This is a genomic window from Isoptericola halotolerans (assembly GCF_045689585.1).
Taxonomy (GTDB): domain Bacteria; phylum Actinomycetota; class Actinomycetes; order Actinomycetales; family Cellulomonadaceae; genus Isoptericola; species Isoptericola halotolerans_B.
The window spans coordinates 3,166,043-3,187,128 of sequence record NZ_CP140108.1 but is presented as its reverse complement, the minus strand read 5'-3'; the positions used below and the strand labels follow the sequence as shown (position 1 = coordinate 3,187,128).

Genomic DNA, 21,086 nt, shown 5'->3' with positions numbered 1-21,086 from the left:
CGTGAGCAGGTCACGACACCTGACCCGTGCGGCGCTCGTGCCACGCCGCGCGGTGGTGGGCGTGCAGCGCCAGGACGAGGTCGACCAGGTCGCCGGGGCGATCGATGCGTCGGCCCGTGACGCGCTACAGCCGGCGCAGCCGGTTGGTGACGGTGTTGCGATGACAGCCGAGCCGTCGCGCGGCCTCCCGGGTCGATCCGTCCGCGGCGATCCAGTGCGCGAAGGTGTCGAGCACGACCGCTCCGTCCGGCTCGTCGGCGTCCGCCAGGGGGCCGAGAACCTGGCGACGCAGCTGGTCGGCGAGGGTGGGGTCCGCGTCGAGCACGGCGACCGGCAGGTGCGAGGAGAGGTCGACGTGACCACCGTCGGGCGGGCAGAGGTCCAGCGCGGTCACGGCCTGGCGGCGCGCGTCGGCGAGCCCGGCGAGACCCTCGGCGGGCAAGCTCACCCCGAGGCGGACGCCGGCTGGCAACGTCGCGCCCCCGAGGTCCGCGACGTGGTCGCCGTCCAGCTGGACGATGCCGTGCTCGACCGGGTGCGAGACGTGCCAGTGCACACGGACCCCGCCCGTGGCGACCGTCGCGCGGGCGGTGGCGCGCCGCGCTCGGCCGAGTGCCTCGAGCGCCACCACCCGGTAGCGGCCCCCGACGGGCATGCCCAGCGTGACAGCGGCACGGCGCAGCTCGGCGAGCGGGCACGAACCGTCCAGGACCGAGGCGACGAGCTGGTGCCGAGACCGGGCAGGCGTGCTGCTCACCCTCGTCCGGGGCGGGGCCGGTGCGGCCGGTGCGACGTCGGGCATGGCGCCTCCTCCCGGACGACGCCGGTGTCGTCCCGTCACAGCATCGCGTACCGCCTGGTCGGTCTCTAGGCGGCGCCGGGGCGCGGAGCCGTGACCCGGCGCGCGAGCTCGACGCGGGAGCGCACGCCGAGCGCGACGAGGATGTTGCGCAGGTGGCAGTCGACCGTGCGGACGCTGACCGACAGCCGGACGGCGATCTCACGGTTCGTCGCACCGTCCGCCACGCACCGGGCGATCCGTCGCTGGTGGGGCGTGAGCACCTCGAGCCCTGCGGGCGGCGGGACGCTCGTCCTGGCCGTGCCGGTGGCGGCGGCGGGTGCCCCGGTCGCCCGACGTTCCGCGGGGGCCAGCGCGGCCCAGGGCACGGCGCCGCAGCGGTCGAGGAGCTGGTGGGCGTCGCGCAGCCGCCGCTGTGCGTCGGCCGGTCGGCGTCGGCGACGCAGCCACATGCCGTGCAGCAGCAGGGTCCGGGCGCGCTCGAAGCCGCCGTCGGCACCGAGGTGGGCGTCGCGCGCCCGACGGTAGAGGCCGTCGGTCTGCTCCGGGTCCGACGCCAGCAGCGCGTCGCAGCGCAGCAGCAGCGCCGGTCCCTGAGGGTCGGCGGCCGACCTGGTCCACGCGGACAGCTCAGGCATCGTGGCACGCGCCACGTCGGGGTCGCCGGCGGCGACGGCGGCTTCGACGAGTGTCGGCAGGACGAGCCCGCGCAGGGCGAAGTGCGCACCGCCGTCGGACGGGGCCAGCAACGAGGCCAGGCGACCCGCCGCGTCGGCCGGGAGCCCGTCGGCGAGCTCCGCGCGGGCCAGCGCCCACTCGGCGAGGGTGACCGGTGCGGCGAGCCCGTGCCGACGTGCGGTCCCCAGGGCCGCGGCGGCATGGAGGGGCACGTCGGCGAGGGGGCCGAGCACCGAGGTCACCAGCGCCAGCACCGCGCGGTGGTGGGCGGCGGTGTTGACCCGGCCGGACCGGCGCGCGGCGTGCCAGCCCGCGACGGCGTGGTCGCGCGCCTGGGCGTGCCGGCCGGCCCGCAGCTCGGCGTAGGCGACGTGCTCGGTGGCACGGGCGACCAGGGCGGGGTCGTCGGCCGCCCGTGCGGTGGCGAGGGCCCGGGCTCCGGCGCGGCGGGCCGCGGTGACGTCCCCCGTGAGCAGGGCCGCGGTGGCCGCGAGCCGCAGCGAGTCCGCGTCGTGGGCGCCCCGCAGCCGCTCGACCACCCGGCGCAACGGCTCCGCGGACTCCTCCGGTCGCCCCTCGAGCAGCGTGCGCAACCCTCGCAGGTAGTCGTGCACCGGCCCGACGTCCGTGGTGCACGCCGCCAGTCCGTGGGTCACGGCGTCGCGGCAGGCCACGAGGTCTCCGGCGGACCAGGCGGCGTCGACGGCGCCCAGGGCGGCGGCCAGGATGTCGCCGGGGACGGCGCCGGGACGTGCCACCAGGGCGGCGCGGGCGAGGTCGAGGCTGGCGCAGGCGTCAGTGGCCGGGCCGTCGGCCTGGAGCCGCTGTCCGCGGGCCAGCTCGACCAGTCCGGGCGGGGGCGCCGTCGTCTCCATGGGCCGAGGCTAGGCGGATGCCGTCGAGGCGCCAGCCGGCGTTGTGCCCGGCCCCGGCCGCCGGCAGCCGATGCTGTGCCGGGGCACACGGGCGGGTGGCCGCACGACGGTGCGGCCACCCGCCCGGTCGGGAGGGGGAGCGGAGGTCAGAAGGGGCAGGTGCTCTCGTACACCTCGACGTCCGAGAACCATCCGGTCGAGGGGCCCGGGGCACAGGAACTGCGTGTACCGGTCGTCGTCGTCGACGAACCGCTTGAGCCAGGAGATCGAGTACTTCGCGATCGTCGTGTTGGAGTAGTTGGGGGCGAAGTGGCTCGCCCCGTCGAGCTCCAGGTAGGCCTTCGGCAGGTCGTCGTCCAGCGACTCGTAGAACGGCTCGGCGTGCGTCTCGTGGCGCGCCACCGAGTCGTTCTCGGCGCCGAAGATCAGCGTCGGGGTCGCCACGGACGACCAGTCCTTCTTCAGGTGCCACGGCGTCATCGGGATGGCGGCCTTGATGTCCGGGTTGTCGTCCACGGCGCGCAGCGTGCCGCCGCCACCCACGGAGTGACCCATGAGGGCCAGGCGGTCCTCGTCGATGCGGTCGGCCACCGGGCTGGAGCCGGTGAGGTAGTCGAGCGCCGCCTGGAGCTGGTCGGCGCGCGAGTCGGGCTGGTCGTAGATCGAGTTCGTGGCCATGGTGAGCACCACGAACCCCTGGGAGGCGAGCCGGGGCCCCAGCCACGCGATGGTGCTCTCCGTACCGGTGTAGCCGGGCGAGACCACCACCGCGCCGAAGGTCGCGTCACCGGTGGTGGTGGGGTAGTAGATCGTGCCGCCGCCGAACCCGGAGACCCAGCTCGAGACGTTCCGCTCGGAGACGGGGTAGGTCCCTCGGGTGGCCTCGATGCTCGACTCGGTCGGGTCCGGTCCGCGCTCGTACGGGTTGTCGGCCGCGTGGGCCGCGGCGCCGGAGGCGACCCCGATGCCCACGGCGACGGCGAGGGAGGCCAGGGCTCCCGTGAGACGTCGGCCCGACCGGGCCGTGCTCGGTGCGTGCTGCATGATGCGTCCTCTCTGACGGTTCTGACAGCTCTGACAGTGCCTCGCCGGCCGGTCGTCGTCGGTGACGGCGGACGCGGCGGAGCGGGTGCTGCTCGCCCAGCGTGCTGGTGGTGGCGGCACCGGGCATCGGCAGGATCGCCGGTGCCGGCCGGCCGGGGAGCGGGTGATACACCGTCTCGGGGCCGTCGGCGCCCGCGCTACGGTGGTCCGACGACACGGGGTGCGCCCGCCCGGGAGCTGAGATCACACCCGTCGAACCTGAAGCAGCCAGCACTGACGAAGGGATGTCGCGATGCCGTCCGACCCGCGCACCGTCAACACCGTGCCCGTCGCTCCCGCCCGACCCGCACCCGCGTCGCGCCGGGCCGTCCCGCGGGTGCTGTCCGTCGCGGGCTCCGACCCGAGCGGCGGCGCGGGGATCCAGGCCGACCTGAAGTCGGTGGCCGCCGCCGGCGGCTACGGCATGGCCGCCGTGACGGCGCTGACCGCCCAGAGCACGCGGGGGGTGAGCGGGGTGCACGTGCCGCCGCCGTCGTTCCTCGCCGAGCAGCTCGAGTCGCTGTGCGCCGACGTGACGCTCGACGGCGTCAAGATCGGCATGCTGGCCACCGCGGGGGCGGCGGAGGTCGTCGACGAGTGGCTCGGCCGGCTCGCCGCCGGACCGTCGCGGCCCCCGGTGGTGGTCGATCCCGTCATGGTCGCCACCTCCGGCGACCGCCTCCTGGACGGTGACGGCGAGGAGGCCCTGCGTCGCGTGCTCGACCGCGCGGACGTGGTCACGCCCAACACGGCCGAGCTCGCCGTGCTGCTGCGCGAGCCCGTCGCCACCGACTGGCGAGGGGTGCTGGGCCAGGCGGCGGTGCTGGCCGAGCGGCACGGTGTGCTCGTCGTGGCCAAGGGCGGCCACCTGGACGGGGACCAGGTGCCCGACGCGCTCGTCGCACCTGACGGGCTGGTCGTCGAGGTCCCCGGCACACGGCTGCGTACGTCGACCACGCACGGCACCGGGTGCTCGTTGTCGACCAGCCTGGTGACGAGGTATGCGCGCGGCGGCGACTGGGCCGAGGCGTTGCGGGAGACGAAGTCGTGGCTCACCGGCGCGATCGCCGCCGGCGCCGACCTGGAGGTCGGTCGCGGGAACGGGCCGGTGGACCACCTGTGGGCGGCGCGCCGGGGCCCCGTGCCCGGCTGAGTCCTGCCGGACTGAGCCCTGCCGGAGTGCGACCCGGCAGGGCCGCGGGAGCCGTCAGTCGAACAGGTCGCCGACCTCGTCCAGGATCCCGCCGAGGACCATGCCGCCCAGCACGGCGCCGAAGGCCCCCGAGCCGCCGCGTCCCACGGCCGGGGGTCGACGCCCGTCCCACGGCCGCGCTGCGCCGCCGCCCGCCTGCGCGAGATCGCGGCGGGCGAGCTCGGTCGCCTCGGTGGCGAGCGCCGCGGCGCGGCGTGCGCCGTCGACCGACGACTCGGCGTCGGTGGTAGCGCGGGCTGCCGCGAGCTCGCGTGCCGCCTCGGCGAGCCGGGTACGGGCGTCCGGCCCGACGGGCGCGCGGTAGTCGTCGACGACGGACCGGGCCGCGGCCACCTGGCGGGCGGCGTCGTCGAGCGCGGGACCCCGCTGGGTGATCGCCCGCCGTGACCGCTCGTCGCGCTCGAGGCGGTCGCGCACGGCGTCGTCCAGGGCGGTGTTCGCCTCCCGGAGCCGCGTCAGCGTGGCGATCGGGTCGCTCGGCCCGTCGGACGGCGGCAGGGACGCCAAGGCGTCCTCGAGAGCGCCCGCGGCGGCGTCGACGGGCCCCTGACGCCGGTCTGCGGGCATCGCGCGGGCCTGGGCGAGCTCGGTGCGGGACTCCGCGACCAGCGCGCCGAGCGCGGCCTCTGCGCGCAGGGCCTCGGACTCGAAGTCCTGGACGGCGGCGAGCAGACCCTCGGCGCGGTGGACGGCCTCCTCGGCCGCGCGCGTCCCGGCCACCGCCTCGGTGACCTGCTGCGAGGTGAGGCGGCGCCGCGCGGCCGCCGCGCTGCGGGCGGCGAAGTCCAGCAGCCGGGCGGCCTGCGCCGGGTTGTCCGCCACCGGTGCGAGCGCGTGGTCCGTATAGTCGGTGCGGAGCCGCTCGACGTCCGCGAGTGCGGGATCGACGGCGCTGCGCACGGCGTCGATGCATCCCTCGACCCGTTCGACCGCCTGCGGCGTCGCCCGGGCGGCGCGGCGCCGCTCGGCCAGACCGGCGTCCAGGTCGTCGAGGGCGGTCCCGGCGGCACCGCACAGCTCCACGATGCGCCCCGACCACTCGTGTCGCTCGGCGTCGGTGTCGGGTACGTGGTCGTGCAGGAGCTGGTTGAGGTGGAAGGCCTCGCGCAGGTGCTCGCGCGCCCGTCGCAGGGCCGGGCCGGCCACGGCGGTGACCGGCTCGCCCAGCTCCGCCACGGCGAAGGCCAACTCGTCCTCGGCCAGCCGTGCGCGCTCGTCGGTGCGGACCAGCGCCGACCCGGCGGCGGTCGCGAGGCGGTCGAGCTCGGTCCGGGCGGCCTCGTGCCGGCGCTCCCGTCGTCGCCGACCCCGGAGCAGCAGCGCGAACCCTGCGACGACCACCAGCACCACACCCGTCACCACGCCGACCAGCTGCACGCCATCCATGCCCGGCATCGTACGGTCCGTGGCGCCCCTGGCGGAGCGCTGCACGTCGACGAGCCCTGCCGACGAAGCCGTGCCCCGAGCAAGCATGTCGGTGCCCGGTGAGAAGATGTGGCGGATGCCTCACCACCCGCCCGAACCCGCCGCGTCCGCCGACCCCGCAGGCTCCCAGCTCGGCACCATCGCTTCGGTGCTGCGGCTGTACCCGTACGTCCGCCCCGCCCTGCCGCGCCTGCTCGCCGGTCTGGCCGCCTCCCTGGGGGCGTCGCTCGCGGCGCTCGCGATCCCTCGTGTGCTGCAGGAGCTGGTCGAGGGCCCGCTCGCCGTCGGGATCGACGCCCGCGACTACACGGCACTGCTCTGGCCCACGCTGGCCGTGCTCGCCCTCGGGGTCGCCGAGGCCGGACTGATCCTGCTGCGACGCAACCTCGTGATGTACCCCGGCACGCGGGTGGAGGCGGTGCTGCGGACCGCCCTGTTCCGACACCTGCTCCAGCTGCCGCCGGCGTTCCACGACCGCTGGTCCGGCGGTCAGCTGCTGAGCCGGTCCATGGCCGACCTCGGGCTCCTGCGCCGGTGGCTCGTCTTCGGTCTCCTGCAGCTCGTGGTCAGCACCGTGACGATCGCCGTCGGTGTGGGGATCCTCCTGGCGACCGCCGGCTGGCTCGGGCTGGTCTACCTCGCCGGGGCGGTCCCCGTGACGATCATCGCGTTCCGGTTCTCCCGCCGATACCGCGTCATCGCCCGGCTCTCGCAGGACCAGTCCGGCGACCTCGCCAACACGGTCGAGGAGTCCGTGCACGGCATCCGCGTGCTCAAGGCGTTCGGGCGGGGCGAGGACGCCCTGGAGTCGTTCTCCGGGCAGGCCGAGGAGCTGCGCCGCACCGAGATCCGCAAGGCCGGCAACCAGGCGACCGTCACCACCTCCCTCCAGCTCATCCCCGAGCTGACCCTGGCCGTGTGCCTGCTCCTCGGCGTGTGGCTCGCGGCAGCGGACCAGGTCTCCGTCGGAGCGCTCGTCGCCTTCTTCCTCACCGCCGCGGTGATCAACGGGCCTGTCGTCGACCTCGGGATGACCCTGTCCATGACGCTCAACGCCCGCACCGCCGTCGACCGGTTCTTCGAGGTGATCGAGACACCCAACCCGGTGTCGGACCCCGCCGACCCCGCCGACCCCGCCGAGCTGGGTCCCGAGCACGGGCACGTCGTGCTCCGCGGCGTCCGGTTCCGCCACGACGACTCCGCCGCACCCGTGCTCGACGGCGTCGACCTCGAGCTCCCCGCGGGCACGACCACCGCCCTGGTCGGGCTGACCGGGTCCGGCAAGTCCACGCTCGCGATGCTCCTGCCACGGCTGTACGACGTCACGGCCGGTTCCGTGGAGGTCGACGGTCACGACGTCCGGTCGGTGCGTCGCGAGGACCTGCGCCGCGCGGTCGCCGTCGCGTTCGAGGACCCCACGCTCTTCTCCGCCTCGGTGCGGGACAACGTCCTGCTCGGCGTCGACGACGACGAACCCGCCGCGACCCGTGAGCACCTGCTGCACGAAGCCGTCGACGTGGCCCGCGCCGGGTTCGTCCACGACCTGCCGCAGGGCCTCGAGACCCGGATCGGTGAGGAGGGCCTGTCCCTGTCCGGCGGCCAGCGGCAGCGTCTCGCCCTGGCCCGCGCCATCGCCGCCCGGCCCCGGGTGCTCGTCCTCGACGACCCCCTCTCAGCGCTCGACGTCGCCACCGAGGAGGCCGTCACCGCACGGCTGCGCGAGGTCCTGAGCGGCACGACCAGCCTGGTCATCGCCCACCGCCCGTCCACCGTGGCGCTCGCGGACCGTGTCGCCGTGCTCGCCGACGGACGGATCACCGCCGTCGGGACCCACCGGGAGCTGCTCGCCTCGGACGCGCACTACCGCTACGTGATCGCCTCGCTCGAGGAGGACTGGGACGCCGCGGACCACGACGGCACCGCCGACCTCGCCGGCACGACCGACCCGGAGGTGACCCGATGAGACAGGGAGATCCCGGACCGGGCCGGCGTCGGGCTGCTGACGCGCACGCGGACGACGCCTCGCTGCTCGACCGGGCGACGTCGGCAGCCGTGCGCCGCCGGTCGCTGCGGTTGCTCGGCGAGCTGCTGCGCCCGCGGTGGCGACCGCTGGCCTGGGCGGGTCTGCTCATCGTCGTGGCGACCCTCGGCCAGGTGGCCGGCCCCCTGCTCGTGCAGGCCGCGATCGACACCGCCCTGCCCGCGCTGCGCGACGGGGACGCGACCCGTCTCGTGGCGGTCGGCGGTACCTACGTCGTGGCCGCCGTGCTGGGCGGAGTGTGCGCCGGGGCCTACGTACGGGCCGCCGCCCGGGTCGCCCAGAGCGTGCTCCTGGAGCTGCGGCGGCGGGTGTTCCGGCACACGCAGCGCCTGTCCTTGGAGTTCCACGAGTCGTACACCTCCGGCCGGGTCATCAGCCGTCAGACCTCCGATCTCGAGGCGCTGCGAGAGCTCTTCGACGGCGGACTGACGGGCGTGGTCTCGTCCCTGATGCTCATGCTCTTCACCGGCGTCGCGCTGTTCGTCGTGGACTGGCGCTCCGGCGTCGTGCTCGCGGTCGCCCTGGTGCCGGCGTGGTGGCTGACGCGGTGGTTCCAGCGCCGTTCGCAGCTGCACTACCGCGAGCAGCGCACGGCGTCGGCCCGGCTGATCGTCAAGTTCGTCGAGACGATGACGGGGATGCGGGCGGTCCAGGCGTTCCGCCGCGAACAGTCGGTCGACGCGGACTACGCCGTGCTCGGTGAGGACTACCGCGACGCGAACCTGCGGATCTTCGGGGTGAACGGCCGGTACCAGCCGGGACTGGTCCTCATCGGGAACGTGACGGTGGCGGTCGCGCTCGCCTACGGCGGCCTGCGGGTGTTCGACGGTGCGCTGGAGCTCGGGGCGCTGGTGGCCGTGCTGCTGTACGTCAAGCGGTTCTTCCAGCCGATCCAGCAGCTCGGCATGTTCTACAACTCGCTGCAGTCCGCGGTGGCGGCGCTCGAGAAGGTCTCGGGGCTGCTCGCTGAGGAGCCGACCGTCGTCGAGCCCCGGCACCCCACCGCGCTGCCGCGGGCACGTGGTGAGGTGCGTATCGACGACGTCACGTTCGCGTACGGGCGGGGGCCCGTGGTGCTGCCCGCGCTGGACCTGACGATCCCCGCCGGGCAGACGGTCGCCATCGTGGGGTCGACCGGGGCGGGCAAGTCGACGCTCGCCAAGCTCGTCACCCGCTTCTACGACGCGAGCCAGGGCCGTGTGCTGCTGGACGGGGTGGACGTGCGCGACCTCTCGACGCCGGACCTGCGCCGCGCCGTGGTGATGGTGACGCAGGAGGCGTACCTGTTCAGCGGGACGGTGCGCGAGAACATCGCCCTGGGCCGACCGGGCGCCACGGACGTGGAGATCGAGGCGGCCGCGCGCGCCGTCGGCGTGCACGAGTTCGTCGCGAGCCTCCCGCAGGGCTACGCGACCGAGGTGAACAAGCGCGGTGGGCGGGTCTCGTCGGGTCAGCGCCAGCTCATCAGCTTCGCCCGAGCCTTCCTCGCCGACCCCGCCGTGCTGGTGCTGGACGAGGCGACGAGCTCGCTCGACCTGCCGGGGGAGCGGCTGGTGCAGCGCGGGCTGCAGACGCTGCTGGCCGACCGGACGGCGCTGATCATCGCGCACCGTCTGTCGACGGTGGAGATCGCCGACCGCGTGCTCGTCATGGAGCAGGGCCGGGTCGTGGAGGACGGGACGCCGGACGCGCTGGTGGAGCAGCGGGGCCGGTTCGCCGCGCTGCACACGGCGTGGCGGGACTCGCTGGCCTGAGGCAGCGGGCGGTGCGGACGCGACGCGGTGCTTGGTAGCGTACCGACTAGGCGGTATGCCGAGGGACACTCGCAGAGAGGCAGGTGCGCCATGGTGGTCGACGCTCGCACGAGCGGCGCCCGAGGGCGGGTCATCACGTACCCGACGGCGCTGCGGACCGCCCGCCGGCAGTTCGTGGCGTCCGGAGGGCCGGCCATGGACCAGCTCACCGAGGACCTGTGGGTGAGCCGGGCCACGCTCTACCGCGTCGTCGGCAGCCGGGACCGGCTCCTCGGCGACGTCCTGTGGCAGCTGGCGGCGCGGACGCTCGAGCAGGCCTGGGGCCGGTCCGCGGACGCCGGCCAGCGAGGGGTCGAACGGTTGCTTGACGTCGCGCGACGGTTCGACGACGAGGTCGGGGCCCACGAGCCGTTGCAGAAGTACCTGGCCGTCGACCCGGTCGACGCGACGCGCGTGCTGTTCGGCGCGACCGCTCGCGTGCACGTGCGCAACGTCGAGGCCTGGGCCGACCTCGTCCGCAGGGAGCAGGAGACCGGGAACCTGGGGCCCTTGCAGTTCTCCGTGGCCGAGACGGCGTTCGCCTTCGTCCGCATCGGGGAGTCGGTGCTCTTCGGGTCCGTGCTCGCCGGGATCGAACCGGACCGCCGGCTCGGTGAGCACCTGCGCCGGACGGTCCTGCCCGGCTGACGTCAGGTGCCGCCGCTGGCCACCAGAAGGTCCACGAGGGCGCGGGCCGGGGGAGCGGGGGTACCGACCGTCAGGGCCAGCACGCGCCGGGTGGCGCCCGGAAGCCGTGTGACCGACACCTGCGGGTTGCGGTGGGCGCGCAGCGCCAGGCCGGGCAGCAGGCTGACTCCCGCGCCGGCCGCGACGAGGGCCTGCACCGCCACGTAGTCGTCGGTCTCGAACGCGAGACGGGGGGCGAACCCGGCGGCGGAGCAACGCGCCAGGAGGTCCGCGCGGCACCGTTCGCACCCCGCGATCCACGTGTCGGCGGCATGTGTCCGCAGAACCGCCGAGGCCTCCGCGGCCGGCGAGGTGCCGGCGTCCGCCGTGACCAGGTGCACCGAGTCGTCGAGCACGGCCGTCGTCTCGAACCGGGACAGGTCGTCGGCGCCGCGCGTGCCGTCGGCGTCCACGTGCTCGAACACGAGCGCCACGTCCACCTCCCCGGACCGCAGCGCGTCGACGGCCTCCGGCGGCTCGGCCTCCACGAGCCCGACGCCGAGTCCTGGGTGCAGGTCGCGCAGGCGGGTCACGGCGTCGGGCACGATCGTGGCCAGCGCGGAGGGGAACGCTGCCAGCCGTGCGCGCCCCGCGCGCAGGCCCGCCAGCGCGTCGAGCTCGCGCTGCGCGCCCTCGACGCGAGCGATGATCTCCTCGGCACGGTCCGCGAGGAGCCGCCCCGCCTCGGTGAGCCGTACGCCGCGTCCGGCGCGCTGCAGCAGGGGGAGACCGGCCTCGGTCTCCAGCCGGGCGAGATGGTGGCTGACCGAGGGCTGGGCGTAGTGCAGGTCGCGCGCCGCGGCCGTCACCGAACCGGTGCGGGCGACCGCGGCCAGGACACGCAGCCTGGTGAGGTCCAGCTGGGCGGCGGGCGGTGGCACGTCGGTCATCGCACCAGCATAAGGGCCACTCATCGACGTTCGCGATGGTACTGGTCACCAACTGGCATTGGACCGATGGTTCCTCCCTGCCCGACGCTGGGGAGCATGGATCTGACACCACCGACCGTCGTCGACGTCCTGGCGGCCCAGCAGCGGATCGACGGGCTCGTCCTGCGCACGCCCGCGGCGCACTACCCGGCGCTCGACCAGGTCGTGCAGGACGCCGGCGCGCACGGCGCGCGCGTGGTCGTCAAGCACGAGAACCTCCAGCGCACCGGGGCGTTCAAGATCCGTGGTGCGCTGAACCTGCTCCGCCAGCTCTCCGACGACGCCCGTCGCCGCGGGATCGTCGGGTACTCGACCGGCAACCACGCGCAAGCCCTCGCCGACGCGGCCCGCGAGGTCGGCGCACCGTGCACGATCGTCATGCCGGCCGCGCCGAACCCCGTCAAGGAGCGCGCCGTTCGAGCGCTCGGCGCGGAGGTCCTGCTGCACGGCGAGCGGCTCGAGGACGCCTGCCTGCTCGCCGAGGAGACCGCCGCGGAGCGCGGTGCGCGACTCGTCAGCGCGGCGAACGAGCCCGACCTCGTGGCGGGCGTGGCGACCGCGACGCTGGAGCTGCTGCTGCAGGCGCCGGACCTGGACGTGCTCGTCGTGCCCGTCGGCGGGGGGTCGGGAGCGGCGGCGGCCGGTCTCGTGGCGGCGGCGCTGGCGCCGCGTCTGCGGGTCGTGGGCGTGCAGTCCGCGGCCTCACCGGCGGCCCACGACTCGTGGCGCGCCGGGCAGCCGCTCAGCCGTCCCAACGGCACGCGGGCGGAGGGCCTCGCCGTCGGACGAGGGTTCGTGCTCACGCAGCGTCTGCTCCGTGAGCACCTGGCCGACTTCCTGCTCGTGGAGGACGATGTCATCACCACGGCGCAGCACGCCTATCTCACGGCGGCGCACACGGTCGCGGAGGGAGCCGGTGCCGCGTCCCTGGCGGCCGTTCTCGCCCATCCCGACCGGTTTGCCGGCGCCCGGGTGGGTGTGGTGTGCACCGGGGCGAACGCGAGCGAGGCAGAGCTGCGCCGCGCCCTGCTGAGCACGGCGTCCTGACCTGCGGCCCGGTGGTGGCCGCGCGTAGCCTGGCCGTATGGCTCGTCTCGTGGACATCCATCCGGTCGACCCGCAGGCACGCGCCGTGGGCCAGGTCGTCGCAGCGCTGAGGGACGGCGCGCTGGTCGCCTACCCGACCGACTCGGGGTACGCGCTCGGCTGTCGGGTCGGCCAGCACGACGGCACCGAACGGATCCGGCAGATCCGTCGGCTGGACGCGAAGCACCACTTCACGCTCGTGTGCTGCGACTTCGCCCAGCTCGGCCAGCTCGTGCGGCTGGACAACTCGGCCTTCCGTGCCATCAAGGCGGTGACCCCCGGTCCGTACACCTTCATCCTGCCGGCGACCTCGGAGGTGCCCCGTCGGCTCGCCCACCCGAAGAAGAAGACCGTCGGGGTCCGCATCCCGGAGTCGCGCGTGGTCCACGCGCTGCTGCGCGAGCTCGGTGAGCCCCTGCTCAGCTCGACCCTCATCCTGCCCGGCAGGGCGGAGCCGATGACGCAGGCCTGGGAGGTCGCCGAGGAGCTGGACCGCCAGGTCGACGTCATCGTGGACTCCGGCGACGTGGCAGCGGCACCGACGACGGTCGTCGACTTCTCCGTCGGGTACCCCGAGGTGGTCCGGGCCGGGGCCGGCGACCCGACGCCGTTCGAGTAGACGGACCGGCGACCGGACCGGTCACCGGGAGTCGCCGGCTGCGGCTAGGGTGCTGGCCATGAGCGATCGCGGACTAGAGCTGGCCCGAGACAAGATGCGGACCGCGGGGGTGGCGCCCGCCGCCGTGGACGTGTTCAGCCGTTTCTACCGGCTGCTGGAGCAGGGGGAGAGCGGGTACGTCCGCGAGGACGACGTCGAGCCGCTGACGGGTCTGACGCGGCACGCCGACCTCGCGATCGACGATGCGGAGGCCTCCGACGCCCTGGCGCGCACCGCCATCATCAAGCTCAACGGCGGGCTGGGCACCTCGATGGGGATGGACCGGGCCAAGTCCCTGCTCGAGGTGCGTCGCACGGCCGAGGGGGAGCGGCTGTCGTTCCTCGACGTGATCGTCGGCCAGGTCCGGGCAGCGCGCGCGGCCACGGGGGCCCGGCTGCCGCTCGTCCTGATGAACTCGTTCCGCACCCAGGACGACACGCTGGCCGCGCTGTCCGGCTACGGTGACCTGGCCGTCGACGGGCTCCCGCTGGACTTCCTGCAGAACCGCGAGCCCAAGCTCCGCGCCGACACCCTCGAGCCGGTCGAGTGGCCCGCCGACCCCACGCTCGAGTGGTGCCCGCCCGGCCACGGCGACCTGTACCCCGCGCTGCACGCGAGCGGGGTGGTGCGTGCGCTGCTGGACGCCGGCCTGCGGTACGCCTGCGTCTCCAACTCGGACAACCTCGGTGCGGCCCCGGACGGCGAGATCGCCGCCTGGTTCGCTGCCTCGGGGGCACCGTACGCGGCGGAGATGTGCCTCAAGACGCCGGCAGACGTCAAGGGCGGCCAGCTCGTCGTGCGACGGGCCGACGGGCGCATCATCCAACGCGAGACGGCGCAGACGCACCCCGACGACGTGGACGTCTCGCTCGACCCGGAGCGGCACCGCTACTTCCACACGAACAACCTGTGGTTCGACCTGGAGGTCCTGGCGGCCGAGCTGGAGCGCACCGGCGGCGTGCTGGAGCTGCCTCTGATCCGCAACGCCAAGACCGTCGACCCGACGGACGCGGACTCCCCGGAGGTCGTGCAGATCGAGTCCGCGATGGGCGCCGCCGTGGCGGTGTTCGAGGGGGCCACGGCGATCGAGGTCGGTCGCGAGCGCTTCCTGCCGGTGAAGAAGACCGACGACCTGCTGCTGCTGCGCTCCGACGTCTACGAGCTCACGGACGACTACCGGCTCGTCGCTCAGGCCGAGGCGCCGCTGGTGCGGCTGTCGAAGACGTACAAGACCGTCGGGGCGTTCGACGCACGGTTCGCTTCGGGACCGCCGTCGTTGCGGGACGCGCGAGGCCTGGCGGTCGACGGGGACTGGACGTTCGGTGCGGACGTGAAGGTGGAGGGCGACGCCGTGCTGCGCGCCCCGGACGGGGAGTCCGGTTCCGTCCCGGACGGCGCCCGGGTCACGGCGGACGGGATCGCCTGACCCCTACTCCCTGACGTCGACGACGCGCTCCGCGCCCACCGCCGGGCTCAGGCCTCCCGAGGTGGCGGCCGCGACGTCGGCGAGCAGGGCGTCGATCGCGGGGCGGGGGACCAGCAGCGTGAGGCGTGCGGTGGTGGCGTAGCGCGTGGGCAGGACGACGGCGGCGTGGTCGGTGGCCCACTCGCGCAGCAGGTGCTCGAGCCGTCCGGCGTCGGCGTGCGGCGCCTCGACGGTCACCTCGACGAGGAGACGGCGCGCCAGGACGGCCCCCGTGGCCCGGGCGGAGTCCAGGGCCGCGGTGACGGCACCGGAGTACGCCCGCACCAGTCCACCGGCGCCGAGCAGCACCCCTCCGAAGTGCCGCGTGACGACGGCGACGACGTCGGTCATCCGGCGGTGGCGGAGCACCTCGAGCATGGGGACGCCGGCGGTCCCGGACGGCTCGCCGTCGTCCGACGAGCGCTGGTTCTCGGCGTGGGGGCCGAGCACCGTCGCGACGCAGTGGTGGCGGGCACCCCAGTGCTCCTTGCGGCGATGCCGGACGACCTCGTCGGCCTCCGCGGGCGACGTGACGGGGGCGAGCCGGGTGAGGAACCGGGACCTCTTGACGACGGTCTCGTGGTCGACGACGACGGCGAGGGTGCTGAGCAGGGGCGCTGACATCCGCCCGAGCGTACGCCGAGGGCGCGTGCACGGCGTGTCACACGTGAAAAAGTGTGTCAAGCGTCCGACGATGGACCCGTGACGGACCGCCTGCCCGAAACCTCGCCCACGAACCCCCACCGCTCACCGAGCCCACCCGCCCGCTACCCGCGGCCGACCGTCTCGCTGGAGGAGGCGGAATGGGTGTGGCGGGAGCTGTCGGTCGAGGCGCTGCGTCCGGAGGGCAAGCCGGAGGTCGTCCGGCTGGCGGTGATCGCGGGGCTGACGCGTGCCACCGGAGCCCGCTACGGCGACCTGCTCCGTGTCCGGGCGGAAGACCTCGACCTCGGTGCGTCCGGCGGTGCCCCGGCGCGGGGCCGTGTCGGGGGGCGTCGGGACCCGGGGGAGGGGAGCGCCCTGGTCCGGCACGGCAAGCACCGGACGTTGCGGCGCCACCGGCTGCCGCCCGAGGTCGTGGTCGTGCTGCGGCACTGGATGACCGTGCGGACCGAGCTGGCGGCGGAGCTCGAGGGATCGGTGCCGCGTGCGCTGCTGCTGACGGTGCACCACACGCACGACAACGGCACGACCGTCTCCAGCGGGCTGCCCATCACGCGGCAGGGTCTGGTGCTGTCGTGGAGGAGGTTCGTGCACCGCACGAACGCCCGGTGGGGGCCGACGCGCCCGCCGCTGCCCACCCGGTTCGAACAGGTGCGCCGCGCATGGACGCAGGCAGGGCTGCCCGATCTCGGCACGGAGATCTCCGAGAAGAAATAGTGTGCCAAGCACCAGAACCACCTTAGGTCGCCCACGCAGGGACGGCCAAAGCAGCCCGGAGGCGCGGGGGTCAGCCCGTCGCGATCGCGAGGAACCGGACGTGAGGCTGCGGTGTCGGCAGCTCGTGGAAGCCCAGCCGGTCGTAGAAGGCTCGCGCCGAGGAGTTCGCCGGGTCGTAGCCGAGGTGGACACCGGGGACGCCCTGGAGGGCGAGGGCTTGCCGCAGGGTGTCGACGAGCCGACGGCCGAGGCCGCGCCCCTGCGCCTCCGGGACGAGGTCGATGTGCAGGTGCGCGGGGAAGTCGGCCAGCTGCTCGTCGTCGAGGCTCCGCAGCATCCGCTGCGGGTCCGCGCCGTCGTGCAGGAGGGCCGCCTCGCTGTACCCGGGCTCGGCGCCGGTCGGAGGTCCCGGCTCCGGATGGCGCTGGACGAACCCGGGCGTCCACTCCTGCTCCCACCACGCGACGAACGCACGCGTGTCGGGTACTCCGACGACATAACCGAGGAGACGGCCGTCGTCGACGGCCAACGGGTCCGCCGTGGGGGCGTCGACGTGCTCCACCACCATGAAGGCCAGCTCGGGGGAGTGCTCGACGTACGGCAGGGCGTAGACCTCGGCCATCAGGGAGTCGTCGGAGTACAGGCCGCGGGCGTCGGTGCCCGCGGCAGCGGTGCGCACGCAGACCTCGGCGACGGCCGTGCGGTCGGACGAACGGTAGGGACGGATCTCGAGCGGTGTCATCGGGTCATCTTGGCAGCACCGACCAGGCCAGCGCGACGAGCGCGGCACCGCCGATCAGCACGAGTCCGGCGACGGCGGCACCCGTGGTCCGGGTCGCCGACTTCGACGAGGCGTTGCGCCGTGCGTCCACCTCCGCCTACGGGCTCGCGGCCACCGTGCTGACGCCGCGGCTCGACCGCGCCCTGCGCGCCGCCGACGCCCTCGACGTCGGGACGGTGAAGGTCAACGCCGTCGTCGGCGGGGCGCCGGGCGGCTCGGCCGACCCGCGGCGGGCGAGCGGCGACGGTGCCGGGTTCGGCCCCGAGCTCCTGGACGAGATGACGGTGCGCAAGGTCATGCATCTCGAGGGCCTCTGAGGGGAGGCGTCACCGCCGCAGCATCGACAGGTCGACCGGGTCGACGACGACGGCGACCTCGTGGCGCACCCACCACGCGCCGGTGCGGCGTCGCTCCTCGGGCGTCGAGAACCGGTAGCGGTACAGGCGTGCGCGCACCCAGCGCGGGCGCTCGCCCCCGAACGGGTCCCGGCGCAGCAGTCGCAGCGTCGCGCGGTCGGCCTCGAGCAGCCGCAGCAGGAAGCGCTCGAACCACAGCGTCCCGCCGGAGCCGAGCGGCACGAACCACAGGAGCCAGTCGAGGCGCAGGTGGTACGGGGCGACCTGCGGCGGGCGGCGGCGCACGTCGCCCGGTTTTCCCCGGAACTCGTACTCGCGCCAGTCCTGCGACGCGGGGTGCTCCACCAGCGAACCCTCGACCACGACCTCGTCACGGCGTCGGGTGACGGAACCGAAGGCGCCGTACGCGTTGACGAGCCGCAAGGGCTCGAAGCTGGCGTTCATCCGCTGGTGACGCGACGCGAGATTGAGCGCGGGCCGCACCGACAACGCGGCGAGCACGACGACGACGGCGGTCACCACGACCACGTCGGCGACCGGCGGGCCCAGGGTCGCCACGCCCTGCGTGCCGACGTCGGGCAGGAACGGCACCCCGCCGAGCAGCGACGCCCACACCGGGTCGGAGATCATGGCCGCGCCGAGCACGATCGTGGCCCAGTTGAGCCACGCGAAGTTCCCGGTGACCACGAGCCAGCCCTGCGTCAGGACCATGACGACGCCGGCGACGCTCGGCAGGGGCTGCGGCAGCCACAGCAGCCAGGGCATGCCGAGCTGGGTGACGTGCGTCCCGACTACCTCGATGCGGTGCCACCAGCGCGGCAGGTGGTGCGCGTGCCAGCTGAGAGGCCCCGGCATGGGCTGGGTCTCGTGGTGGTAGTCGAGCGCTGTCAGTTCACGCCACTCGCGCCCGCCGCGCCACTTGATCAGCCCCGCGCCGAGCTCCAGCCGAAACAACAGCCACCGGGCGGCCAGGACCATGAGGAACGGCACCGGCACGGCGTCCGAGCCGAACCACGCGACGAGGAACGTCATCTCGCACAGGAGCATCTCCCAGCCGAAGCCGTAGAACCGCTGACCCACGTTGAGGGTCGACAGGTAGAACCACCACAGGAGCAGCAGGACGAGCGTCGGCACCCACCAGGGACCGGCCTGGGGCAGCCCGACGACCAGGCTGGCAGCACCGACCACGCCCACCCGGGCCACCACGGCGAGCAGCCGGTCGCTGTAGCGCCAGTGGAACAGCGACGGCGCGTCGCGGAACCGCACGTGGGCCGTGAACGCCCGCACCGGTGTCAGGCCGTGGTCGCCGAGCAGAGGGCGGAACTGGCCCAGCACCTGCAGGAACGCCAGGCACAGCAGCACCCCGACGCCGCGCTGCAGGATCTGGCGGGCGACGTCGTAGTCGCCGGTCGCCCACCAGCCGTCGACCAGGACCACTCGGGCATGCCACCACGCTAACCAGGCACGCGGGTGCTCACCGGCCGCGGTGCCGCTCCGCCGCCCGGACGAGGGCCTCGAACCGGGCCGGGGCCTCGTCGCGGGCGGTGCCGGCCCAGGCGACCACCGGTACCCCCTCGGCCGCCATCCGGCGGAGCCGGTCCGCGCGTTCCATGCTGATCACCCGCCAGGCGATGCGCAGGTGGACCTCGTGGACCGGACGGATCGCGGGCATCGTGTCGACGACCACCACGCGGTGCCCCTGGTCGTGCCAGGTACGCACCATCCGCAGCGACTCGTCGTCGAGCGCCGTCGTGAAGAGGTACACGATCGCGTCGGCGGGGAGCCGTGGTGGCCGCAACCGGCGAGCGGGCGTGCCGAACGGGCTGCTCGTCGCCAGCCCGTGGAGCACCCGGCGCAGGTGCCGCTGCCCCGCCGCAGGGGGGAGCGGCCTCCGGCGCCGGCCGAGATCGTCGAGGCCGACCCGGTCGCCGGCGGCCACGACCGCGCGCGCCACCGACGCGGCCGCATGGCGGGCGAGGTCGAGCGACGTCGGCTCGTCGACCCGGATCTCCCCGCCGCCGCGCCAGGTCCGCAGGTCGGGGCCGACCTCGTCGCGCGAGTCCACCACCAGCACCGTGGTCGCCTCCGCGTGGCATAGGTGCGCCGCACGTACAGCTCGTCCAACGCCGGCGAGCGTCGTGCCGTCGTCCGCCAGTCGATCCGGCGGAGCCGGTCGCCCGGGGTGAACAGGTGGACGTCGCGCAGCTCGCTGCCGTCCCCGAGCCGGCGGGAGACGTGCGGGCCCGTCAGCCCGCGCAGGCGCACCGGCAGGGGCACGCGGCCGAGCGGAGCCGCGGCGGGCAGCACCACGCGGTCGGGGCTGGTCGAGCGCCTGACGTCCTCTGTGGTCGTGCCGCCGGCACCGATGCCGCGCACGTCGACGACGAACGTCGGTTGCGGTCCGGTCCGCACGGTGGTCATGCCGAGGTCGAGCTCACGACGACCGGGGCCCAGCAGGACGTCAACCCTGCGGTGGCCGGGTGCGCCGACGCGGGCGTGGACGACCTCGGCCCCCGCGGGCGGGTCCAGCGTGAGCGTCGCGGTCAGCTCGCCGGGGCCGGTGGGCGTGGCTCCCGTCGTCACCTCGTGGTGCGTCGACCGCGCCGGGGCGGACTCGCTGGGGGCGCCAGGTCGCCCGCTCCACGCCGCCCCGAGGAGCACGGGCAGCCCGACGAGAGCGACGTCGGGGCGGCCCGCGAGCAGGCCGACGGTCAGCAGGAGCACACCGGTGACGAGGCCGGCCGCGGCGTGCGGGGTCCGCTGCCACCACGGGGCGTCCGGGCCGGGGTGCCCTGGCTCGCGCGCGCCGTCGGGCTCGCCCGTGTCGTCGCTCACCGGCCCGAGGCCACCGTGGCTGGGCCGGGCACGGCGGCGAGCAGCTCGCGCACCACGTCGTCGGGGCGGACGGCCGCGGCCCAGGCGGTGGGGGTCAGGGTGAGGCGGTGGGCGAGGACGGGCACGGCGACGCGCTTGACGTCCTCGGGCAGCACGTGGTCGCGGCCGTCGAGGACGGCGACGGCGCGGGCGAGGAGCAGGAGGTTCTGCGAGCCGCGGGGGGACGCGCCGACCTCGAGCGCGGAGTGCTCGCGGGTGGCGGCCGCCAGGTCCACGCAGTAGGTCGCGACGTCGGGGTCGACCTCGGTGTTCTCGACGCCGGCTTGCATCGCGAGGATGGTGCCGGCGTCGACCACCTGGCGCACGGGGGCGGCCTCCTGTCGCCGGGACACGCGACGCAGGAGCACCTGCCGCTCCTGGTCGCGGTCGGGGTACCCGACGGCGAGGCGGACCATGAACCGGTCGAGCTGTGCCTCGGGAAGGGGGTAGGTCCCCTCGTACTCCACGGGGTTGGACGTCGCCACGACGTGGAAGGGACGGGGCAGCGGTCTGGTGGTCCCCTCAGCGGACACCTGGCGCTCGGCCATGGCCTCCAGGAGGGCCGACTGCGTCTTGGGGGCGGTGCGGTTGATCTCGTCGGCGAGGAAGAGCCCCGTGAAGACGGGTCCGGGGCGGAACACGAACTCGCGGGTGGCCGAATCGTAGACGCTCGACCCGGTGACGTCGCTGGGCAGCAGGTCGGGCGTGCACTGCAGGCGGGCGAAGTCGAGCCCGATCGCGGTGGCCAGGGAGCGGGCGGCGAGGGTCTTGCCGAGCCCGGGCACGTCCTCGAACAGCACGTGCCCGCCGGCGAGGAGGGCCGCGAGCGCCAGCTCCAGGGAGTCGCGCATGCCGACGACGGCGGTGCCGATCTCGTCGAGGACGTCGCGTGCGTGGCGGGCGACGTCGGCGACGGGAAGTGCTGTGGGCTGGTGGGTCATCGGGTGGGCCTTCCGGGTCGCG

General features: G+C 74.7%; 19 protein-coding genes, 1 pseudogene and 1 riboswitch. Of the genes and pseudogenes, 9 read left to right on the top strand and 11 right to left on the bottom strand.

Translation table 11 applies throughout. From position 1 onward, the window contains the following. Positions 1 to 124: 124 nt before the first annotated feature. From UQW22_RS14960 to UQW22_RS14950, 3 genes are all read right to left on the bottom strand, one after another. Positions 125 to 802 (bottom strand): PucR family transcriptional regulator, encoded by a 678-nt coding sequence (locus tag UQW22_RS14960; RefSeq protein WP_407317873.1) that lies wholly within the window; start codon positions 800 to 802, stop codon positions 125 to 127. 65 nt (positions 803 to 867) lie between these two features. Continuing rightward, on the bottom strand, positions 868 to 2,352 hold the full coding sequence (locus UQW22_RS14955) for a LuxR C-terminal-related transcriptional regulator (RefSeq protein ID WP_407317872.1): 1,485 nt from the start codon (positions 2,350 to 2,352) through the stop codon (positions 868 to 870). A gap of 9 nt (positions 2,353 to 2,361) precedes the next feature. Then, positions 2,362 to 3,396 (bottom strand): alpha/beta hydrolase family protein, encoded by a 1,035-nt coding sequence (locus UQW22_RS14950; protein WP_407317871.1) that lies wholly within the window; start codon positions 3,394 to 3,396, stop codon positions 2,362 to 2,364. Positions 3,397 to 3,602: 206 nt separating this feature from the next. Next, a riboswitch (TPP riboswitch) is annotated at positions 3,603 to 3,698 on the top strand. Here UQW22_RS14950 and thiD point away from each other — a divergent pair. Then, positions 3,689 to 4,588: a bifunctional hydroxymethylpyrimidine kinase/phosphomethylpyrimidine kinase gene (thiD, locus tag UQW22_RS14945; RefSeq protein WP_407317870.1), complete on the top strand. Its 900-nt coding sequence runs from the start codon at positions 3,689 to 3,691 to the stop codon at positions 4,586 to 4,588. Its footprint overlaps the riboswitch before it by 10 nt. A 54-nt stretch (positions 4,589 to 4,642) precedes the next feature. On the opposite strand, the gene UQW22_RS14940 is transcribed toward thiD, so the two are convergent. Next, complete coding sequence (locus UQW22_RS14940) at positions 4,643 to 6,034, bottom strand: hypothetical protein (RefSeq protein WP_407317869.1); 1,392 nt, start codon at positions 6,032 to 6,034, stop codon at positions 4,643 to 4,645. Between the two features lie 115 nt (positions 6,035 to 6,149). Between UQW22_RS14940 and UQW22_RS14935 the strand changes: the two genes are divergently transcribed. The 3 genes from UQW22_RS14935 to UQW22_RS14925 all read left to right on the top strand — a co-directional run bounded on the left by UQW22_RS14935 (position 6,150) and on the right by UQW22_RS14925 (position 10,555). After that, positions 6,150 to 8,036, top strand: a complete 1,887-nt coding sequence (locus tag UQW22_RS14935; RefSeq protein WP_407317868.1) for an ABC transporter ATP-binding protein — start codon at positions 6,150 to 6,152, stop codon at positions 8,034 to 8,036. Further along, complete coding sequence (locus UQW22_RS14930) at positions 8,033 to 9,868, top strand: ABC transporter ATP-binding protein (RefSeq protein ID WP_407317867.1); 1,836 nt, start codon at positions 8,033 to 8,035, stop codon at positions 9,866 to 9,868. The genes UQW22_RS14935 and UQW22_RS14930 overlap by 4 nt, the downstream gene beginning before the upstream one ends. Before the next feature lie 90 nt (positions 9,869 to 9,958). After that, entirely contained in the window at positions 9,959 to 10,555 is a 597-nt protein-coding gene (locus UQW22_RS14925; protein ID WP_407317866.1) for a QsdR family transcriptional regulator, read from the top strand. A 2-nt stretch (positions 10,556 to 10,557) separates the two neighbouring features. Here the strand turns inward: UQW22_RS14925 and UQW22_RS14920 are convergent, their stop codons facing one another. Further along, positions 10,558 to 11,484 (bottom strand): LysR family transcriptional regulator, encoded by a 927-nt coding sequence (locus UQW22_RS14920; protein ID WP_407317865.1) that lies wholly within the window; start codon positions 11,482 to 11,484, stop codon positions 10,558 to 10,560. A 96-nt stretch (positions 11,485 to 11,580) separates the two neighbouring features. On the opposite strand from UQW22_RS14920, the gene UQW22_RS14915 reads away from it, so the two are divergent. From UQW22_RS14915 to UQW22_RS14905, 3 genes are read left to right on the top strand one after another with little or no spacing between them, the layout of a single operon-like run. Beyond that, the gene (locus UQW22_RS14915; RefSeq protein ID WP_407317864.1) at positions 11,581 to 12,570 is read left to right on the top strand and encodes a threonine/serine dehydratase; all 990 of its coding nucleotides are present in this window, start codon (positions 11,581 to 11,583) and stop codon (positions 12,568 to 12,570) included. Between the two features lie 37 nt (positions 12,571 to 12,607). Next, positions 12,608 to 13,228, top strand: coding sequence for an L-threonylcarbamoyladenylate synthase (locus UQW22_RS14910; protein ID WP_407317863.1), 621 nt, complete (start codon positions 12,608 to 12,610; stop codon positions 13,226 to 13,228). A gap of 58 nt (positions 13,229 to 13,286) precedes the next feature. Beyond that, the gene (locus tag UQW22_RS14905; protein ID WP_407317862.1) at positions 13,287 to 14,693 is read left to right on the top strand and encodes a UTP--glucose-1-phosphate uridylyltransferase; all 1,407 of its coding nucleotides are present in this window, start codon (positions 13,287 to 13,289) and stop codon (positions 14,691 to 14,693) included. 3 nt (positions 14,694 to 14,696) lie between these two features. Here the strand turns inward: UQW22_RS14905 and UQW22_RS14900 are convergent, their stop codons facing one another. Further along, positions 14,697 to 15,356 carry an IMPACT family protein gene (locus tag UQW22_RS14900; protein ID WP_407317861.1) on the bottom strand — a complete coding sequence of 220 codons (660 nt, stop codon included), beginning with the start codon at positions 15,354 to 15,356 and terminating at the stop codon, positions 14,697 to 14,699. A gap of 78 nt (positions 15,357 to 15,434) precedes the next feature. Here UQW22_RS14900 and UQW22_RS14895 point away from each other — a divergent pair, with 78 nt between their 5' ends. Next, a complete protein-coding gene (locus UQW22_RS14895) occupies positions 15,435 to 16,112 on the top strand; it encodes a hypothetical protein (protein WP_407317860.1) in 678 nt (225 codons plus the stop codon). Between the two features lie 70 nt (positions 16,113 to 16,182). Here the strand turns inward: UQW22_RS14895 and UQW22_RS14890 are convergent, their stop codons facing one another. Then, entirely contained in the window at positions 16,183 to 16,854 is a 672-nt protein-coding gene (locus UQW22_RS14890) for a GNAT family N-acetyltransferase (protein ID WP_407317859.1), read from the bottom strand. Between the two features lie 83 nt (positions 16,855 to 16,937). On the opposite strand from UQW22_RS14890, the gene UQW22_RS14885 reads away from it, so the two are divergent. Further along, positions 16,938 to 17,210 carry an aldehyde dehydrogenase family protein gene (locus tag UQW22_RS14885; RefSeq protein ID WP_407317858.1) on the top strand — a complete coding sequence of 91 codons (273 nt, stop codon included), beginning with the start codon at positions 16,938 to 16,940 and terminating at the stop codon, positions 17,208 to 17,210. A 9-nt stretch (positions 17,211 to 17,219) separates the two neighbouring features. On the opposite strand, the gene UQW22_RS14880 is transcribed toward UQW22_RS14885, so the two are convergent. From UQW22_RS14880 to UQW22_RS14865, 4 genes and pseudogenes are all read right to left on the bottom strand, one after another. Next, positions 17,220 to 18,686, bottom strand: a complete 1,467-nt coding sequence (locus UQW22_RS14880) for a lipase maturation factor family protein (RefSeq protein WP_407317857.1) — start codon at positions 18,684 to 18,686, stop codon at positions 17,220 to 17,222. Positions 18,687 to 18,723: 37 nt separating this feature from the next. Then, entirely contained in the window at positions 18,724 to 19,314 is a 591-nt protein-coding gene (locus UQW22_RS14875) for a hypothetical protein (protein ID WP_407320865.1), read from the bottom strand. Positions 19,315 to 19,382: 68 nt separating this feature from the next. After that, positions 19,383 to 19,670: pseudogene (locus UQW22_RS14870) on the bottom strand (DUF58 domain-containing protein); the annotation flags it as partial. Positions 19,671 to 20,080: 410 nt separating this feature from the next. Further along, positions 20,081 to 21,064, bottom strand: a complete 984-nt coding sequence (locus UQW22_RS14865) for an AAA family ATPase (RefSeq protein ID WP_407317856.1) — start codon at positions 21,062 to 21,064, stop codon at positions 20,081 to 20,083. Between the last annotated feature and the right edge of the window lie 22 nt (positions 21,065 to 21,086).

Coding starts and splice junctions, on each gene's coding strand:
- UQW22_RS14935 (WP_407317868.1), top strand. CDS start 6,150: ATGCCTCACCACCCGCCCGAACCCGCCGCGTCCGCCGACCCCGCAGGC.
- UQW22_RS14940 (WP_407317869.1), bottom strand. CDS start 6,034: ATGGATGGCGTGCAGCTGGTCGGCGTGGTGACGGGTGTGGTGCTGGTG.
- UQW22_RS14905 (WP_407317862.1), top strand. CDS start 13,287: ATGAGCGATCGCGGACTAGAGCTGGCCCGAGACAAGATGCGGACCGCG.
- UQW22_RS14920 (WP_407317865.1), bottom strand. CDS start 11,484: ATGACCGACGTGCCACCGCCCGCCGCCCAGCTGGACCTCACCAGGCTG.
- UQW22_RS14900 (WP_407317861.1), bottom strand. CDS start 15,356: ATGTCAGCGCCCCTGCTCAGCACCCTCGCCGTCGTCGTCGACCACGAG.
- UQW22_RS14890 (WP_407317859.1), bottom strand. CDS start 16,854: ATGACACCGCTCGAGATCCGTCCCTACCGTTCGTCCGACCGCACGGCC.
- UQW22_RS14910 (WP_407317863.1), top strand. CDS start 12,608: ATGGCTCGTCTCGTGGACATCCATCCGGTCGACCCGCAGGCACGCGCC.
- UQW22_RS14955 (WP_407317872.1), bottom strand. CDS start 2,352: ATGGAGACGACGGCGCCCCCGCCCGGACTGGTCGAGCTGGCCCGCGGA.
- UQW22_RS14915 (WP_407317864.1), top strand. CDS start 11,581: ATGGATCTGACACCACCGACCGTCGTCGACGTCCTGGCGGCCCAGCAG.
- UQW22_RS14925 (WP_407317866.1), top strand. CDS start 9,959: ATGGTGGTCGACGCTCGCACGAGCGGCGCCCGAGGGCGGGTCATCACG.
- thiD (WP_407317870.1), top strand. CDS start 3,689: ATGCCGTCCGACCCGCGCACCGTCAACACCGTGCCCGTCGCTCCCGCC.
- UQW22_RS14950 (WP_407317871.1), bottom strand. CDS start 3,396: ATGCAGCACGCACCGAGCACGGCCCGGTCGGGCCGACGTCTCACGGGA.
- UQW22_RS14930 (WP_407317867.1), top strand. CDS start 8,033: ATGAGACAGGGAGATCCCGGACCGGGCCGGCGTCGGGCTGCTGACGCG.
- UQW22_RS14865 (WP_407317856.1), bottom strand. CDS start 21,064: ATGACCCACCAGCCCACAGCACTTCCCGTCGCCGACGTCGCCCGCCAC.
- UQW22_RS14960 (WP_407317873.1), bottom strand. CDS start 802: ATGCCCGACGTCGCACCGGCCGCACCGGCCCCGCCCCGGACGAGGGTG.